The sequence below is a fragment of the Chelatococcus caeni genome (assembly GCF_014196925.1).
GTDB classification, from domain to species: domain Bacteria; phylum Pseudomonadota; class Alphaproteobacteria; order Rhizobiales; family Beijerinckiaceae; genus Chelatococcus_A; species Chelatococcus_A caeni.
The window spans coordinates 447,455-464,191 of the sequence record NZ_JACIEN010000003.1; the positions used below are offsets into that span (position 1 = coordinate 447,455).

14 protein-coding genes are annotated in these 16,737 nt (G+C 68.4%); 6 read left to right on the top strand and 8 right to left on the bottom strand.

All coding sequences use genetic code 11. From position 1 onward, the window contains the following. Nucleotides 1-257 precede the first annotated feature (257 nt). The 3 genes from carB (at nt 258) to GGR16_RS15015 (ending at nt 4,728) form a co-directional block, all read left to right on the top strand. Nucleotides 258-3,584: a carbamoyl-phosphate synthase large subunit gene (carB, locus tag GGR16_RS15005; RefSeq protein WP_019400408.1), complete on the top strand. Its 3,327-nt coding sequence runs from the start codon at nt 258-260 to the stop codon at nt 3,582-3,584. 95 nt (nt 3,585-3,679) lie between these two features. After that, complete coding sequence (gene greA, locus GGR16_RS15010) at nt 3,680-4,153, top strand: transcription elongation factor GreA (protein ID WP_019400407.1); 474 nt, start codon at nt 3,680-3,682, stop codon at nt 4,151-4,153. Nucleotides 4,154-4,173: 20 nt separating this feature from the next. Further along, on the top strand, nt 4,174-4,728 hold the full coding sequence (locus GGR16_RS15015; RefSeq protein ID WP_246373085.1) for a hypothetical protein: 555 nt from the start codon (nt 4,174-4,176) through the stop codon (nt 4,726-4,728). A gap of 446 nt (nt 4,729-5,174) precedes the next feature. On the opposite strand, the gene GGR16_RS15020 is transcribed toward GGR16_RS15015, so the two are convergent. Continuing rightward, on the bottom strand, nt 5,175-5,657 hold the full coding sequence (locus GGR16_RS15020; protein WP_019400405.1) for an Lrp/AsnC family transcriptional regulator: 483 nt from the start codon (nt 5,655-5,657) through the stop codon (nt 5,175-5,177). A 114-nt stretch (nt 5,658-5,771) separates the two neighbouring features. Between GGR16_RS15020 and GGR16_RS15025 the strand changes: the two genes are divergently transcribed. The 3 genes from GGR16_RS15025 to GGR16_RS15035 all read left to right on the top strand — a co-directional run bounded on the left by GGR16_RS15025 (nt 5,772) and on the right by GGR16_RS15035 (nt 8,730). Further along, nucleotides 5,772-6,776, top strand: coding sequence for a mitochondrial fission ELM1 family protein (locus GGR16_RS15025; RefSeq protein ID WP_183317099.1), 1,005 nt, complete (start codon nt 5,772-5,774; stop codon nt 6,774-6,776). Between the two features lie 26 nt (nt 6,777-6,802). Continuing rightward, nucleotides 6,803-7,765, top strand: coding sequence for a thioredoxin-disulfide reductase (gene trxB, locus GGR16_RS15030; protein WP_019400403.1), 963 nt, complete (start codon nt 6,803-6,805; stop codon nt 7,763-7,765). Nucleotides 7,766-7,839: 74 nt separating this feature from the next. Beyond that, nucleotides 7,840-8,730 carry a LysR family transcriptional regulator gene (locus GGR16_RS15035; protein ID WP_019400402.1) on the top strand — a complete coding sequence of 297 codons (891 nt, stop codon included), beginning with the start codon at nt 7,840-7,842 and terminating at the stop codon, nt 8,728-8,730. Between the two features lie 529 nt (nt 8,731-9,259). On the opposite strand, the gene GGR16_RS15040 is transcribed toward GGR16_RS15035, so the two are convergent. The 7 genes from GGR16_RS15040 to GGR16_RS15070 form a co-directional block, all read right to left on the bottom strand. After that, the gene (locus GGR16_RS15040) at nt 9,260-9,748 is read right to left on the bottom strand and encodes a hypothetical protein (protein ID WP_183317100.1); all 489 of its coding nucleotides are present in this window, start codon (nt 9,746-9,748) and stop codon (nt 9,260-9,262) included. A gap of 118 nt (nt 9,749-9,866) precedes the next feature. Then, nucleotides 9,867-10,814 (bottom strand): protein-methionine-sulfoxide reductase catalytic subunit MsrP, encoded by a 948-nt coding sequence (gene msrP / locus GGR16_RS15045; protein WP_183317101.1) that lies wholly within the window; start codon nt 10,812-10,814, stop codon nt 9,867-9,869. Between the two features lie 93 nt (nt 10,815-10,907). Beyond that, nucleotides 10,908-12,638, bottom strand: a complete 1,731-nt coding sequence (locus GGR16_RS15050) for an AMP-binding protein (RefSeq protein ID WP_183317102.1) — start codon at nt 12,636-12,638, stop codon at nt 10,908-10,910. A gap of 51 nt (nt 12,639-12,689) precedes the next feature. Next, on the bottom strand, nt 12,690-12,827 hold the full coding sequence (locus GGR16_RS15055) for a hypothetical protein (protein WP_157672205.1): 138 nt from the start codon (nt 12,825-12,827) through the stop codon (nt 12,690-12,692). A 55-nt stretch (nt 12,828-12,882) separates the two neighbouring features. Further along, entirely contained in the window at nt 12,883-14,937 is a 2,055-nt protein-coding gene (locus GGR16_RS15060; protein WP_183317103.1) for an elongation factor G, read from the bottom strand. A 116-nt stretch (nt 14,938-15,053) separates the two neighbouring features. Continuing rightward, the gene (locus GGR16_RS15065) at nt 15,054-15,878 is read right to left on the bottom strand and encodes an ABC transporter permease (RefSeq protein ID WP_019400397.1); all 825 of its coding nucleotides are present in this window, start codon (nt 15,876-15,878) and stop codon (nt 15,054-15,056) included. After that, complete coding sequence (locus GGR16_RS15070) at nt 15,871-16,665, bottom strand: ABC transporter ATP-binding protein (RefSeq protein ID WP_019400396.1); 795 nt, start codon at nt 16,663-16,665, stop codon at nt 15,871-15,873. The genes GGR16_RS15065 and GGR16_RS15070 overlap by 8 nt, the downstream gene beginning before the upstream one ends. Nucleotides 16,666-16,737 lie beyond the last annotated feature (72 nt).

Genomic DNA, 16,737 nt, shown 5'->3' on the forward strand with positions numbered 1-16,737 from the left:
GGCGCCTGCGGCAACGCCCGCTGCGCCGGCCATGTGAGCGCGCGGCACGGGCGCACCCATGCGCAGGGCGCACAACCCTTTCCACGTCGACGATTCTCGTCTAAGAGGGCCGGAACGTGGACGGAGCAAGCTCCCCGCCACGCACACACGGGGACGCGCTCCGGCTCTCATGGAAGGCCGATGGCGCGGCCTTTTTTTATGTGCCCGGCCGGTCCTGCCGGGCGCCCCAGGTCACGACGAAGACGCGAGCGACACGCATGCCCAAACGCACCGACATCGCCTCGATCCTCATCATCGGCGCCGGGCCGATCGTCATCGGACAGGCGTGCGAGTTCGACTATTCGGGCACCCAGGCCTGCAAGGCGCTGAAGGCGGAAGGCTACCGCATCATCCTCGTCAATTCGAACCCGGCGACGATCATGACCGATCCCGATCTCGCCGACGCGACCTATGTCGAGCCGATCACGCCCGAGATCGTGGCGAAGATCATCGAGAAGGAGCGCCCCGACGCCCTGCTGCCGACCATGGGCGGCCAGACGGCGCTCAACTGCGCCCTGTCGCTCAAGAAGATGGGCGTGCTCGAGAAATTCGGCGTCGAGATGATCGGCGCCACCGCCGAGGCGATCGACAAGGCCGAGGACCGCGAGCTCTTCCGCGAGGCCATGACCAAGATCGGCCTCGACACGCCGAAATCGCACCACATCGACAATCTCGCCGATGCCTTGAAGGCCCTCGACGACATCGGCCTGCCGGCCATCATCCGCCCCTCCTTCACGCTCGGCGGCACCGGCGGCGGCATCGCCTACAACAAGGAAGAGTTCATCGACATCGTCGAGCGCGGCATCGACGCCTCCCCGACGAACGAGGTGCTGATCGAGGAGAGCGTGCTCGGCTGGAAGGAGTACGAGATGGAGGTCGTCCGCGACAAAGCGGACAACTGCATCATTGTCTGCTCCATCGAGAACATCGACCCGATGGGCGTGCACACGGGCGATTCCATCACGGTGGCGCCGGCGCTGACGCTGACGGACAAGGAATACCAGATCATGCGCGACGCCTCGCTCGCCGTGCTGCGCGAGATCGGCGTCGAGACCGGCGGCTCCAACGTCCAGTTCGCCGTCAATCCGGCGAACGGGCGCATGATCGTCATCGAGATGAACCCGCGCGTCTCGCGTTCGTCGGCCCTGGCGTCGAAGGCCACCGGCTTCCCAATCGCCAAGGTGGCGGCCAAGCTCGCGGTCGGCTACACGCTCGACGAGATCGCCAACGACATCACCGGCGGGGCGACGCCCGCCTCCTTCGAGCCGACGATCGACTACGTCGTCACCAAGATCCCGCGCTTCGCCTTCGAGAAGTTCCCCGGCGCCGCGCCGGTGCTGACGACGGCCATGAAGTCGGTCGGCGAGGCGATGGCCATCGGCCGCACCTTCCAGGAGAGCCTGCAAAAGGCGCTGCGCTCGCTGGAGACGGGCCTCACCGGCCTCGACGAGATCGAGATTCCCGGCCTCGGCCAGGGCGACGACAAGAACGCCATCAAGGCAGCCCTCGGCACGCCGACGCCGGAGCGCCTCCTCAACGTCGCCCAGGCCTTGCGGCTCGGCGTCGATGCCGAGCAGATCCACGAGACCTGCAAGATCGATCCCTGGTTCATCGCGCAGATGCAGGGGATCGTGGAGACGGAGGCGAAGGTCCGCAAGTACGGCCTGCCGACGACGCCTGGCGCCTTCCGGCAGCTGAAGGCCATGGGCTTCTCGGATGCGCGCCTCGCCGTCCTCGCCGGCAAGAGCGAGGAGGAGGTCAAGGCCCTACGCCGTTCGCTCGGCGTGCGCCCGGTCTTCAAGCGCATCGACACCTGCGCGGCCGAATTCGCCTCCCCCACCGCCTATATGTACTCGACCTATGCGGCGCCCTTCGCCGGCTCCCCGGCGGACGAGGCGCAGCCCTCGGACGCCAAGAAGGTCGTCATCCTCGGCGGCGGGCCGAACCGCATCGGCCAGGGCATCGAGTTCGACTATTGCTGCTGCCATGCCTGCTTCGCCCTCGACGATGCGGGCTACGAGACCATCATGGTCAACTGCAACCCGGAGACGGTCTCGACCGACTACGACACCTCCGACCGGCTCTATTTCGAGCCGCTGACGGCGGAGGACGTCATCGAGATCATCGACACCGAGCGGCAGAACGGCACCCTGCACGGCGTCATCGTGCAGTTCGGCGGGCAGACGCCCCTGAAGCTCGCCCGCGCGCTGGAGGAGCACAAGGTGCCGATCCTCGGCACCTCGCCCGATGCCATCGACCTTGCCGAGGACCGCGACCGCTTCAAGCGCCTGCTCGACCGGCTCGGCCTCAAGCAGCCGAAGAACGGCATCGCCTATTCCGTCGAGCAGGCCCGGCTCGTCGCCGCCGAGGTCGGCCTGCCGCTCGTCGTGCGCCCGTCCTACGTGCTCGGCGGCCGCGCCATGGCCATCATCCGCGACGAGGACACCTTCGGCGACTACCTGCTCGGCACGCTGCCGGCCTTGGTGCCGCACGACATCAAGGCGCGCTATCCCAACGACAAGACCGGCCAGATCAACACCCTGCTCGGCAAGAACCCGCTGCTCTTCGACCGCTACCTCTCGGACGCCATCGAGGTGGACGTCGACTGCCTCTGCGACGGCAAGGACGTCTTCATCGCCGGCATCATGGAGCACATCGAGGAAGCCGGCATCCACTCCGGCGACTCGGCCTGCTCGCTGCCGCCGCGCTCGCTCTCGCCCGAGACGCTGGAGGAGCTGGAGCGCCAGACGAAGGCGCTCGCGCTCGCGCTCGACGTCGGCGGCCTCATGAACGTGCAGTACGCCATCAAGAACGGCGACATCTACGTGCTCGAGGTCAATCCGCGCGCCTCGCGCACGGTGCCTTTCGTCGCCAAGGTCATCGGCGAGCCCATCGCCAAGATCGCGGCCCGCATCATGGCCGGCGAGAAGCTGGCCGATTTCGGCTTGAGGCCCAAGGAGCTGGCGCATATCGGCGTGAAGGAGGCCGTGTTCCCCTTCGCCCGCTTCCCCGGCGTCGACGTGCTGCTTGGTCCGGAGATGCGCTCCACCGGCGAGGTCATCGGCCTCGACCGCTCCTTCGGGGTCGCCTTCGCCAAGAGCCAGCTCGGCGGCGGCACCAAGGTGCCGAAGGACGGCACGGTCTTCGTCTCCGTCCGCGACGCCGACAAGGACCGGATCCTGCCCGTGGTGCAGACGCTCGCCGACCTCGGCTTTACCGTGGTGGCGACGAGCGGCACCCAGCGCTTCCTCGCCGAGAAGGGCGTGGCGGCCGAGCGTATCAACAAGGTTCTGGAAGGCCGGCCGAACGTCGTCGATGCCATCAAGAACGGCTCGATCCACCTCGTCTTCAACACGACGGAGGGCGCGCAGGCCCTGCACGACTCGCGCGAGCTGCGCCGCGCGGCCCTCTTGCATAAGGTGCCCTATTACACCACTCTTGCCGGTGCGGCCGCCGCCGCCGAAGGTATCAAGGCCTATCTCGCCGGCGACCTCGAGGTGCGAGCGTTGCAGGAGTACTGGCCGGCCGGCTCGAAGAGCGCCTAGGCGAGACGCAGGCCGCAACACGTCGAGTTTCATCACGCGTCACGGGGTACGATTGCGGCCCCGGACGGCATCTTTGTTGTGAGAGAACGTACGCGATGGAAAAGATCCCGATGACCGCCTCAGGCTATGCGGCCCTCGAAGCGGAGCTCAAGCGCCGCCAGCAGGAGGAGCGTCCGCGCATCATCCAGGCGATCGCCGAGGCGCGTGCGCTCGGCGACCTCTCGGAGAACGCGGAATATCACGCCGCCAAGGAAGCGCAGAGCCTCAACGAGGGCCGCATCCAGGAGCTCGAGAGCCTCCTGTCGCGCGCCGACGTCATCGACCTCAGCAAGCTCAATGGCCACACCGTAAAGTTCGGCGCCACCGTGACCCTCGTCGACGAGGACACGGAGGAGGAGAAGGTCTACCAGATCGTCGGCGAGCCCGAGGCGGACGTCCATTCCGGCCGCGTCTCCGTCACCTCCCCGGTTGCCCGCGCCCTCATCGGCAAGTCCATCGGCGACAGCGTCGAGGTGGTGACCCCCGGCGGCGGCAAGTCATACGAGATCATCAACGTCCGCTTCGGCTGATCCGGATTCGGAGGCCTTCCATGGCAACGGTGTCGCGTCGTCACCTCCTCGGCATGGCCGCGCTCGCCGGCACGCTGGCGCTCGGCGCCTGCGTCACGCCGGGGACGACGCCGCTGCCGGCGGGCGAGGCCGAGGCGCTGCGCCTCTCGGCCATCTCGGTCGACATCTCGGCCCTCGTCGCGCAAGGCCAGGGCCCCTTCGCGACGCTCGTCGGCGACAGCCTGTCGGAGGCGCTCGCGAGCGCCTTCGCCGGCCGGCTCGCTCCGCGCGACCGCACGGCGCCGCGTCTCGTCGTGCGCCTCAAGAGCCTCACCTTGTCGGCCTGGTCGGGCGGCACCTCCATCCGCATCAACGGCACGGATTTCGCGGAGGGCGGCTCCGACAGCGACTATCTCGACGGCGAGGCGCTCATCGTCGGCCGCCGCGGCGAGATCGAGGCGCGCTACCCGATCCTCTTCGCCCTGCCGTCGAGCTATTCCGGCCCGTGGTATCTCGCCGACAACGAACAGCGCCGCGCCGCCACCATCGCCCAGCTCTATGCCGACTGGGTCAAGCGCAAGATCGTCGGACGGTAGCCCCGCGCACCTGTTTGGCCTACGCAACGACATCGCATCGGTCGAGCCGATCAGACGGCGCCCACAGCGCCGGTCCGACATCCCCCGCCGTCTTGGCCGGGCTTGTCCCGGCTGTCCGATCGACGTCCTCGCCTGGCTTCAAGACATTGATTGAACGTGGGAAACGGTTGCCGTGAGCGGTCTGGACATTGACCGAATGCATGGCGTGACAAGACCATCCAGCCCCCTCAGCCGTCATGCCCGCGCTTGTCGAGGGCATCCACGCCGTGATGCTGGCGCGAGGTCGAAGAGCGTGGATGGCCGAGACAAGCCCGGCCATGACGCCTGCACGCCGTTCTCGGCCGTCAATGCCCGCGACAAGCGTGGGCACGGCGGCGGTGAGAATCGGGCCAGCGGTCCCGACGCGACCGGCTGATAACCCAAACGCCCGGCCAGCCGGTCCGCCCCTACCCCGCTCCCGATCCGTCCGCCATCGGCACGATCGGCTCGTCCTTGACGAGGTCGAGCGTCAGCGCCGTGCGCACGTTGCGCACGTTCGGCATCGCCGTCAGCTCCAGCACGAAGGACTGGAAGGAGCGCAGGTCCGGCGCCACGCATTTGAGGAGGAAGTCCGTCTCGCCCGACAGGGTCCAGCATTCGCGCACCAGCGGCATCTGGCGGATGCGCGCGGCGAAGGCCTCGAGGTCCGCCTCGGCCTGGCTCGCGAGATTGACCATGGCGAAGCAGGTGACATCATAGCCCAGGCGCCGCTGGTCGAGGATCGCCCGGTAGCCCCGGATGATGCCGGCTTCCTCGAGCGCCCGCACGCGGCGCAGGCAGGGAGGCGCGGAAAGTCCGGCGCGGCGCGCCAGCTCCACATTGGTGATGCGGCCGTCTGCCTGGAGTTCCTTCAGGATCTTCCAGTCCGTCGCGTCGAGTTCCACGCGCAAGCGCGATTATCCTTCTCGCAGGTGCCGGACGATTGCGTCATGCGACGAGGCACGGGCACGGTGGTCGCCTGATTTAGTATGATTCGGGCGCCGAGTTCGCAAGAGAGTCTCACGATGTTGCACGCTGACAGCGCCTGGATCCTCACCGACGGCAAGGCGGGCGACGAGACCCAGTGCCTCGGCCTCGCGGCCGCGCTCGGCATCGAGCCGCAGCTGCGCCGCATCGCCCCCCGCGCGCCCTGGTCCTGGCTGATGCCGTGGGGCCCCATCGATCCGCGCGAGGCGTCCGGGCAGCCCGCGAGCCCTATCGCACCGCCCTTTCCCGACCTTGTCATCGCCTCCGGCCGCCGCGCCGTGCCCTATCTGCGCCACGTCAAGCACGCTTCGGGCGGACGCACCTTCACCGTCTTCCTGAAGGATCCCCGCACGGGGGCCTCCGCCGCCGATTTCATCTGGGTCGGCGAGCACGACAGGCTGCGCGGCGAGAACGTCATGGCGACGCTGACGCCGCCGCACCGCATCTCGGCCGCGCGGATCACCGCCGCGCGGGCCGCGCCGCCTGCAAGCCTCGCCGCCCTTCCCTTGCCGCGCGCGGCCGTCCTCGTCGGCGGCGACAGCCGGCATCACACCTTCACGCCCGCCGACATCGCCGGTTTCGTCACGGGGCTGAAGTCGCTGCGGGCCAGCGGCGTCTCGCTGATGATCACGGCCTCGCGGCGCACGCCGCCGGCGCTGCGCACGGCGCTCGCCGAGCTCGCCGAGGAGGAGAACGTCTATCTGTGGGACGGCTGCGGCGACAATCCCTATGTCGCCATGCTCGCCCTCGCGGAGGCCGTCGTCGTCACGGCCGATTCGACCAACATGGCCGGGGAGGCGGCGGTCACGGGCCGCCCGGTGCTCGTCTTCGAGCCGAGCGGCGGCCATCCGCGCCTCAAAGCGTTGCTGGAAGGTCTCAGGCGCGCAGGAATTGTGCACGCCTTTCGGGGGAGACTTGAAGGAAGCGCATACCAACCCTTAGATTCAACCCCGAGCATTGCAGAGGCTGTCGCCCGGGCCTACGAGGCCCATCGCAGGCGCTTCCTCTCTTCACCCCGCGACGCTCCTGTCGCAGACGCCTGAAAGGGCGAACAGTCGATCGGTCCGCCATGACGCACACGCATGCTAAGGTCCTCATCCTGGGCTCCGGCCCGGCCGGCTATACCGCTGCCATCTATGCTGCCCGCGCCATGCTGGAGCCCGTTCTCGTCACGGGCCTGCAGCAGGGCGGGCAGCTCACCATCACGACCGACGTCGAGAACTACCCGGGCTTTGCCGATGTCATCCAGGGCCCCTGGCTGATGGAGCAGATGCGTCTGCAGGCCGAACACGTCGGCACGCGCATCGTCAGCGACTACATCGGCGCCGTCGACCTGTCGCAGCGGCCTTTCCGCCTCACCGGCGACGGCGGCGACACCTACAGCTGCGACGCGCTGATCATCGCCACCGGCGCCCAGGCCAAGTGGCTCGGCCTGCCGTCGGAGGAGGCCTTCCAGGGCTTCGGCGTCTCGGCCTGTGCCACCTGCGACGGCTTCTTCTTCCGCGGCAAGGAGGTCGTGGTCATCGGCGGCGGCAACACGGCCGTGGAGGAGGCGCTCTACCTCGCCAACATCGCGGCCAAGGTCACGCTGGTTCACCGCCGCGACGAGCTGCGCGCCGAGCGCATCCTGCAGGATCGCCTGTTCCAGCATCCCAGGATCGAGCTGGTATGGGACACGGCGCTCGAAGAGATCTGCGGCGAGGGAACGCCCGCCTCGGTGACCCACGTGCGCCTGAAGAACGTCAAGACCGGCGCCGTCAGCGAGCGCCGGACCGACGGCGTCTTCATCGCCATCGGCCACAAGCCGGCGAGCGAGCTGTTCGTCGGCCAGCTCGACATGAGCCCGAGCGGCTACATCAGGACCGAGCCGGGCACGACGCGCACGAACATCGAGGGTGTCTTCGCCGCAGGCGACGTCACCGACGATGTCTACCGGCAGGCGGTCACGGCCGCCGGCCTCGGCTGCATGGCCGCACTCGACGCCGAGCGCTGGCTGACGGTCCGCGAGGCCACGCGCGAAGCGGCCGAATAAATCAACGAGGAAACGCGACGGTGGCCCCCCCGGGCGCTGCCGGCACAACAGGCGGAAGGCCAGCGGGGGCGGCCGTGGATTGGGACAAGATCAGGATTTTCTACACTGTCGCCGAGGCAGGCAGCTTCACGCGTGCCGGCGATGATCTCGGACTCAGCCAGTCGGCCGTCAGCCGGCAGGTGAGCGCGCTCGAGCGCGAGTTGAAGGCCCCGCTCTTCCACCGCCATGCCCGGGGCCTCATCCTGACCGAGCAGGGCGAGCTGCTCTTCCGCGCCGCGCGCGACATGACCATGCGGCTCGACGCGACGCGCGCGCGCCTCGCCGAGTCGCGCGAGCGCCCGTCGGGCACCCTGCGCGTGACGACGACGCTCGGCCTCGGCACCAACTGGCTGACGCCGCGCATCGGCGAGTTCCTCGACCATTACCCCGAGGTGCGGGTGGAACTCATCCTGTCGGACGAGGAGCTCGACCTGTCCATGCGTCAGGCCGACGTCGCCATCCGCCTGCGCCAGCCGGTGCAAGGCGACCTCATCCAGCGCCGCCTGTTCACGGTGCACTTCCACGTCTATGCGTCCACCGAATATCTCAAGCGCTTCGGACAGCCGGAGAAGCTGGTGGACCTGGACAACCACCGCATCTTGTCCTTCGGCGGCTCGATGCCGCATTACCTGTTGGCGGTGCACTGGCTTGCGACGGCGGGCCGCGATCCCAAGGATCCGCGCCCCTACCATCTCGTCGTCAACAATATCACGGCGTTGAAGAAGGCCGTCGAGCGCGGCGCGGGCATCGCGGTGCTGCCCGATTACATCGTCGAGCCGGGGCTCGGTCTGGTGCAGATCCTGACCGATGTGGAAATGCCCTCGCTGGAGAGCTATCTCGTCTATCCGGAAGAGATGAAGAACGTTGCGCGGGTGCAGGTCTTCCGCGACTTCCTGATCAGCAAGGCCCAGCGCTGGACCTACTGAGCTGCTGAATCGGTGCGGGATATATTCAGCTTTTTAAAGCGGAATTATGACATATGACCTGCATAAACATGCGGCACCTGCATAGCTGACATGCCCCATGTTGCATTGCAAAAAGGCAGGAAAAGGCCGATATCAATCGTGGCTGAAGGCGATGGGCTCCGCACCTCCTCCCGGCGTAGAGCTCATTTCGGCCGTTCCCCTCTGGAAGTGTTCCGACTTCGGTCGGACATGACTTAGGCCGGGTTCCCTCAGGAACCCGGCCTTTTTTCTTGGCACTTGCGGCCGGCGCCTCGCGCGCCACGCCGCTGCGCGATGCCGACGCTGGATGCATGGCTGACATGTCCCCGGCTGCGTTGCGGAAGCGCTGGCGAAGGCCCATATCACTCGTGGCTGAAGGCGATGGGCTCCGCACCTCCTCCCGGCGTAGAGCCCATTTCGGCCGTTCCCCTCTGGAAGTGTTCCGGCTTCGGTCGGACATGACTTCAGGCCGGGTTCCCTCAGGAACCCGGCCTTTTTTCTTGCGCGCCGGCTATAGTGACCTTGCCCGCCGCAACCGCTTCAGGTCGAGGAACTCGCAAAGGGCGAAGCAGAGGGTGGCGGCGACCGCACCGGCCGCCGCACTCAACGCCAGCCAGTCGTTGAAACCGCGGATGCCGCCGATCGCCAAGGCGACGCCGACATAGCCTGCGACAGCCCCGACACCGACGACGACGATGGCCAGGCGAAGCGGGGGCAGGATCCCTCGCCTGCTGAGCCCCGCATGGACGAACCCCGCAACCAGCGCCGGCAGAAGGCCGATATAATAGCCCAGCGGCAGGAACTTGAGGACGCCAAGATCGACGGGCGCGGGAGCGTGGAAAATGCGGCTCCCTGTGGCAATGAACGCCAGCGGAATGCCCCATAGGGCGGCGACCAGCCCGAAGACCGGGCCGAGCAGTGCGAAGATGAGGACATCCCGCCAGAACTGCTTCCGCGGGCGCCGCAAGGTGGCGGTCAATGTCTGTGAACCGGACGGCATGGCTTCCCCGCTGCATGAGCCGTGCGCACCTTAAACGGCAGAATGCGCACGTGCACCATGGACCGCGCGCGGGGGCGCTCGCAGTTTCTGCACGAGATGCATGAGTGTGGCGCTCCGCCTAGAGGAAGAGCTTCTCGCCCTCGAGGCCGCTGTAGAGCCCGGCCACGAACTCGCCGTAGCCGTTGTAGATCTGCGTGGGGAACATCTCGCCCGTGCCGATCATCTCCTCCGCGGCCTGGCTCCAGCGCGGGTGCGGCACCTCAGGGTTCACATTCGCCCAGAAGCCGTACTCGGCGGGCTGCAGCGCCTCCCAGAAGCTCGTCGGCCGCGTTTCGGAAAAGGAAATGCGGTTGATCGACTTGATGGACTTGAAGCCGTATTTCCACGGCACGGCGAGGCGCAGCGGCGCCCCCATCACCTTCGGCAGCGGCTTGCCGTAGGCGCCGGTGACGAGGAAGGCGAGCTCGTTCGTCGCCTCGGCCATGGTCAGGCCCTCGGTGTAGGGCCACGGATACCACGTCTGTCGCTGACCGGAGGCGATCTTCGGGTCGTGGAAGGTCTGCATGACGACGTATTTCGCCGAGCCGAGCGGGCGCGCGCGCTCCACGAGGGCGCTGAGGGCAAAGCCGGTCCACGGCACGGCCATGGCCCAGGCCTCGACGCAGCGGTGCCGATAGAGCCGCTCCTCCAGCGGCATGGTCTTGAGGAGCTCGTCGAAGCCGATCTCGAAGGGCTGCTCGACGAGCCCGTCGACCTTGATGGTCCACGGATCGGTCGCGAGCGCCTCGGCCCCGGCGGCGACGCGCTTGTGGGAGCCGAATTCGTAGAAATTGTTGAAGGAGGTGTTGATCTCCTCCGGGGTCACGCCCCGGTCGAGCACGAAACGCTCGTTGCGCGGCGCGGGATAAGGCCCGGCGGGCGCATCTTGGGCCCGCGCCGTGCGGCCGGCTCCGAGGAGGGCAAGACCGGCGGCGCCCGCCAGGAAGGCACGGCGGTTGAAGAAAATCGCCTCCGGTGTGGCGGCCGCTTCCGGCATGCGCCAGCCGGGTGGTGTCCTGATCAGCATGGATGCGCTCCCGAGGCAGATCCGCCCTCCGTGCACAGGGGTAGAGCCACGCGCGGCCGGCGACAACTCACGCCTTCGGGAGCGCTCGTCGGCTCACGGCTGCCCGTCGGCCTGCGCCTCGTCCCTGAGCGCCCGGCGCAGCACCTTGCCCACATTGGTCTTGGGCAGGCTGTCGCGGAACACGACGCGGCGCGGCACCTTGTAGGAGGTGAGGTTCTCGCGCGCGAAGGCGCGCAGTTCCTCCTCCGTCAGGCTCTCGTCCCGCTTGACGATATAGGCCAGCACCATCTCGCCCGAATGCTCGTCCGGCTGGCCGACGACCGCCGCCTCCAGCACTTTCGGATGCCGGACGAGGACATCCTCGACCTCATTGGGATAGACGTTGAAGCCGGAGACCAGCACCATGTCCTTCATGCGGTCGACAATGCGGAAGGACCCCTCCTCGTCCTCGACGGCGAGGTCGCCGGTGCGGAAATAGCCGTCGGCGGTCATCACCTTCGCCGTCTCGTCCGGGCGCTGCCAGTAGCCCGCCATGACCTGCGGGCCGCGCACGCACAATTCCCCGACCTCGCCGAAGGGAGCGTCGGTGTTGTCGAGGCTGCGGATGGCGACATCCGTCGACGGCAGGGGAAAGCCGATGGTGCCGGTGAATTCCTCGATGTCGAGCCGGTTGGCGGAGACGACCGGCGATGTCTCGGACAGGCCGTAGCCCTCGATGATCGGCTTGCCGGTAATGTCCTTCCAGCGCTTGGCCACCGCCGCCTGGGTCGCCATGCCGCCCGAGATGCACAATTGCACGGGCGAGAAGTCGACGTCCCCGATCTGCGGGTTGTGCGCAAGCGCGTTGTAGAGCGTGTTGACGCCGCTGATCATGGTGAAGGGTCGCGATTTCAGCGTCTTCACGAAGCCGGGGATGTCGCGCGGATTGGCGATGAGCAGGCCGCAGGCACCGATGCGCATCATCATCATGCAGCATACGGTGAGGGAGAAGATGTGATAGAGCGGCAGGGCCGTCACCATGACGTGGCGGCTCCCGTCCGTCTTCACCCAGCCCCCGAGCCAGGCCTTCATCTGGGCGACATTGGCGGTGATGTTGCCGTGCGTGAGCACCGCGCCCTTCGCGACACCGGTCGTTCCGCCCGTATATTGCAGGAAGGCGACGTCCTGCGGCGTCAGGGCGACCGGATCGGGCGCGCGGCGCCGGCCCTCGGCAAGGATCGCCGCGAAGCGCACGGCGCCCGGAATGCTGTAGGGCTTGACCGCCTTCTTCACGTGCCGGGACACGAGATTGACGATCGTGCCCTTGAGGCCCATCAGGTCGCCCGGCGTGGCGATGACGACGTGGTCGAGCTTCATCTGCGGCAGCGCCTCGGCCACCGTATGGGCGAAGTTCTCCAGCACCACGAGCACGCGCGCCCCGGCGTCGTTCACCTGGTGCGCGAGTTCGCGCGGCGTATAGAGCGGGTTGACGTTGACCACCGTGCAGCCGCCGATGAGCGCGCCGAACATCGCCGCCGGATAGGCGAGCACGTTCGGCATCATGAGCGCCACGCGATCGCTCTTGTTGATGCCGCGGGCCTGCAGCCAGGAGGCTACCGCTTCGGCGGCGACGCGCAGTTCAGCGTAGGAGAGCGCCTTGCCGAAGCTCTCGAAGGCCGGCCGGTCGGCGAAGTCGCGCGTCGCATCGTAGAAGAGGTCGGCGAGCGTGCCGAGATCGTCCGTATCGATCTCCGCGGCAACCGTCGGCGGATAGGACCGCAGCCACGGCCGCCTCGCCATCAGTTGCTCGTTGGTCCCGTGCCGCGCCTCGGTCGCCTCCACCATGACGTTCTCCCTCTCCTGTCCCGGCCGGTTGCGCCGGCTCTTCGCCCATTCTCATTCAGGCGGGAAAGACTGTCGATAGACGCGGGATTCGGCGCCGAAATGACCGCATGAAAGCGCCTGCAGCCGCGGCCCGGCCGCTTCGGCGCATCGACGGCCCGCGAGAACGGCGCAAAAGCGCAGGAGAATCATCTTCCCCCTCCTCGCGGACGGAGAGGGGGGAAGATGGTCTGGTCCGCTCAGCCCCTCAGCCGCTGACCGCCGTGGCGCGGGCCGTGACGACCTGATCGGCCGACTTGCCACTGAGTTCGGCGAGATGGTCGAACCGCGCCGAGAAGCTGCCGACACCGGCGGTGGCCGAGCGCAGTTCGACGATGAGGTCGTCCATCTCCGCCTCCGGGATCATGGCGCTCACCAGGTCCCAGCCGAGCCAGCCCGGCCGCCCGTCGTAGCCGAGGATCTGCCCCCGCCGCGCCGAGATGATCGCGGTCGCCTTCGACATCGCCTCCGTCGGCACGGCGATCTCCACCGCCAGCATCGGCTCGAGCAGCACCGGCTTGGCATTGGGCAGCATCTCGGCCATGGCGAGCCTTGCCGCGGCGCGGAAGGCCATGTCGGAGGAATCGACCGTGTGGTACGAGCCGTCCGTCAGCGTCACCTTCATGTCGACGACGGGAAAGCCGAGCGGTCCCCGCTCCGCCGCCTCGCGCACGCCGATCTCCACCGAGGGAATGTACTGCTTGGGCACGACGCCACCAGCGATGGTGTCGGTGAAGACGATGCCCTCGCCGCGCGGCAGCGGCTCGACATGCAGCACGACGTCGCCGAACTGGCCGTGCCCGCCCGACTGCTTCTTGTGGCGACCGCGGGCATGGGCCGCGTGGCGGATGGTCTCGCGATAGGCGATCTGCGGCTTGCGCACGTCGACCGTGACGCCGAAGCGCGAGGCGAGCCGCGCCATGGCGACGCGCAGGTGCATCTCGCCCTGCCCGCACAGGCGCATCTCGCCGAGGTCGGGCCGCTGCTCGAGCACGAGCGAGGGATCCTCCTCGACGATCTTGGCGAGCGCCGTCGTCAGCCGCACGTCGTCCTTGCGGTCGCGCACGACGAGCGCGAGCGAGAAGACGGGGTCGGGCGGAGCGACGGAGACGATCGCCGTCGGACGCTCCTTGCCGGCGGCAAAGGCGTCGGACGTCGCGACATTGTCGAGCCGTGCGAAAGCCGCCGTCTCACCTTCCTCCGCCGTGGCGCGGCGGCTCTGGCCCTGGCCCTTCAGGTCGACGATACCGGCAACGCGCGCCTCTCCCCCGCGCGAGGACACGACCGTGTCGCCCTCGGAAATGGCGCCGCGCAGCACGCGCGCCAGCGTCAGCTTGCCGCCCTGGCCGTTGTGGATCGTCTTCATGGCGAAGGCGAGCGGCGGTCCCTCCTCCGGCACGCCGAGGCGGACCCGCGTCTGGGCGAGCCGCGGCGCCTCGTGGCGCAGCGCCTTGAGCAGGCGCGTGACACCGTTGCCGCGCTCGGCCGAGCCGAACAGGACCGGCACGACATGCATGTCGCGCACCTCGCGCGAGAGGTCGTCGAACACCCTGTCGCGTGGCGGCTCGATCTCCTCGACGAGATCCTCCATGAGCTCGTCGTCGTAGTCGGCGAGCCGCTCGAGCATCGAGAAGCGCGCCTCCTTCTCGCGGCCGACCTCGGTGACGGGCAGGTCGATCACCTCACTCGCGGCATATTCGCGGTAGACGAAGGCCCGCTCCAGGGCGAGGTCGATGAAGCCGATGGCGATGCCGTCCTTCCAGATGGGGATCTGGCGCAGCAGGAGCGGCGTGCGCGACGCCCGCTGCAGGCTGGCGAGCGTCTCGCGCACGCGCCGGCTCGCCGCGTCGATCTTGTTGAGGAACAGGAAGCGCGGCACGTCCGCCTCCTCGAGCTCGCGCATCACGAGCTCGAGCGCCGGCACCTTGCGGTCGTCCGCCTCGCAGACGACGACGGCCGCATCGCAGGCCGGCAGGACGGTGCGCATGTCGTGCAGGAACTCGACGGACCCCGGGCAATCCACGAAGGTGAAGCGCTCGCCGAGGAAATCGCCGCTCGCGACGTTGGGCTCGATGCTCATGCCCTGCGCCCGCGCCTCGGGCGAGGCATCGCCGGTCGTGTTCCGGTCCGCAACCTTCCCCTGCCGGTCGATCGCCCCCATGCGGGCGAGACAGGCCTCCATCAGGCTGGTCTTGCCACTCTGGTAGGGGCCGACGATGGCGATGCACCGGGGCCCCGCTCGTTCTCTACCGTTGGCATCCATGGCCGCCTCTCCCTGACATGACGGCTGCTCGGGCCGTCATGTGATCGTCACGCCGTCGAGCGTGCGAATCAAGGGTCGAGGTGAGGCGGCGCCCGCAACGGCGCGGGCGACGCGGCTCAACGCCAGGCGAGCAGGCGCTTTTCGACGGCCCCGATGACGCCCGCGACGGTGAGGCCGAGCAGCGAGAGCACGACGACCCCGGCGAGCAGGCGGTCCGACTGCATGAGGTTGCCGGCGGCCAGCACCATGGCGCCGACGCCCTCGTTGGCGCCGATCATCTCGGCGGCGATGAGCAGGACGATGCCGATGGAGGAGGCGATGCGCATGCCCGACAGGATGCCCGGCAGGGCCCCCGGCAGGATGATCTTCGAGATGATGGCGAAGGAGGACAGCCCGAAGCTGCGGCCCATGCGCACGAGCGAGCGGTCGACATTGTCCACGGCCCCGTAGGTCGCGATCACCATCGGGAAGAAGGTGCCGAAGGCGATGGTCGCCACCTTCGAGCTTTCGCCGATGCCGAACCACAGGATGAAGAGCGGCAGGAGCGCGATCTTCGGGATGGGGAAGAGCGCCGCGACCAGCGTCGCTCCCGGCGAGCGCACCAGGCTCGACAGGCCGATGGCCATGCCGAAGGCGATGCCCGCCGTGCCGCCGATGGCGAAGCCGCCCGCAAGCCGCACGAGCGAGGCGGAGAGATGGGTGGCGAGCTCGCCGCTGAGGGCCATGCGCTTGAGGGCGTCAATCACCTCGCCCGGGCTCGGGGCGAGGACCGGGCTCATCCAGCCGAAGCTGGAGGCGGCCTGCCACAGGAGGATGAGCGCGACGAGGGCGGCGAAGCCGACGAGCCGATGGGTGCGCGGCAGGAAAAGCCCGCCGCGGAAGGTGACGGGACGGTTGTCGGCCGTGGCCGCCGGGCGCAGGTCATGAGCCACATCAGCCATTGATCGTCTCCACATCGGCGAGTTCCCGGTCCGCCTCGGCGGCATCGGCCCGGATCAGCTCCCACAGCTCGCGGGCGCGGCGCACCAGCTCCGGGTCGTCCGAGCGGCGCGCCCGCCGGTCGCCGGCGACGGTGACCGTCTCGCGCACGCGCCCGGGGCGGCGCGACAGGACGAGGATGCGGTCGGCGAGCCGCACCGCCTCGTCGAGATTGTGCGTGACATAGACCATGCCGAGCGCCTCGGCGCTGCCCTCCCCCGAGACGAGTTCCACGAGGTCGTCCATCAGCAGTTCGCGTGTCTGCGCATCGAGCGCCGACAGAGGTTCGTCCATCAGCAGCACCGCCGGCCGCGCCGCGAGCGCGCGGGCGATGCCGACGCGCTGGCGCATGCCGCCGGAGAGCTGCTTGGGATAGGCCCTGGCGAAATCGGTGAGGCCTGTGCGGGCGAGGACGTCGCGGATCGTCTCCGCCACGACGGCCTGCGACAGGCCGTGCCCCTCCAGCACCAGACGCACGTTGCCTTCCACGGTACGCCAGGGCAGCAGGGCGAAGTCCTGGAAGACGAAGGTCAGCGGGTTGAGCGAGGCAGCGGGCGGCGCGCCGGCGACGAGCGCCCGCCCCGCCTGCGGCTTCTCGAGCCCGCCGAGGATGCGCAGCAGCGTCGACTTTCCGCAGCCCGACGGGCCGACGATGGCGACGACCTCGCCCGGCCCGACGGTGAAGGAGATGTCGTCCAGCACCGGCAGGGGGCCGTAGGCATGGGCGATATGGTCGGCGATGAGCTGCATGTCCGGTCTTTCAAACAATTGCTGCGGCGGGAGCGCCGCCGCAGGTAATCACACCCGAAAAAGGCGCCTCAG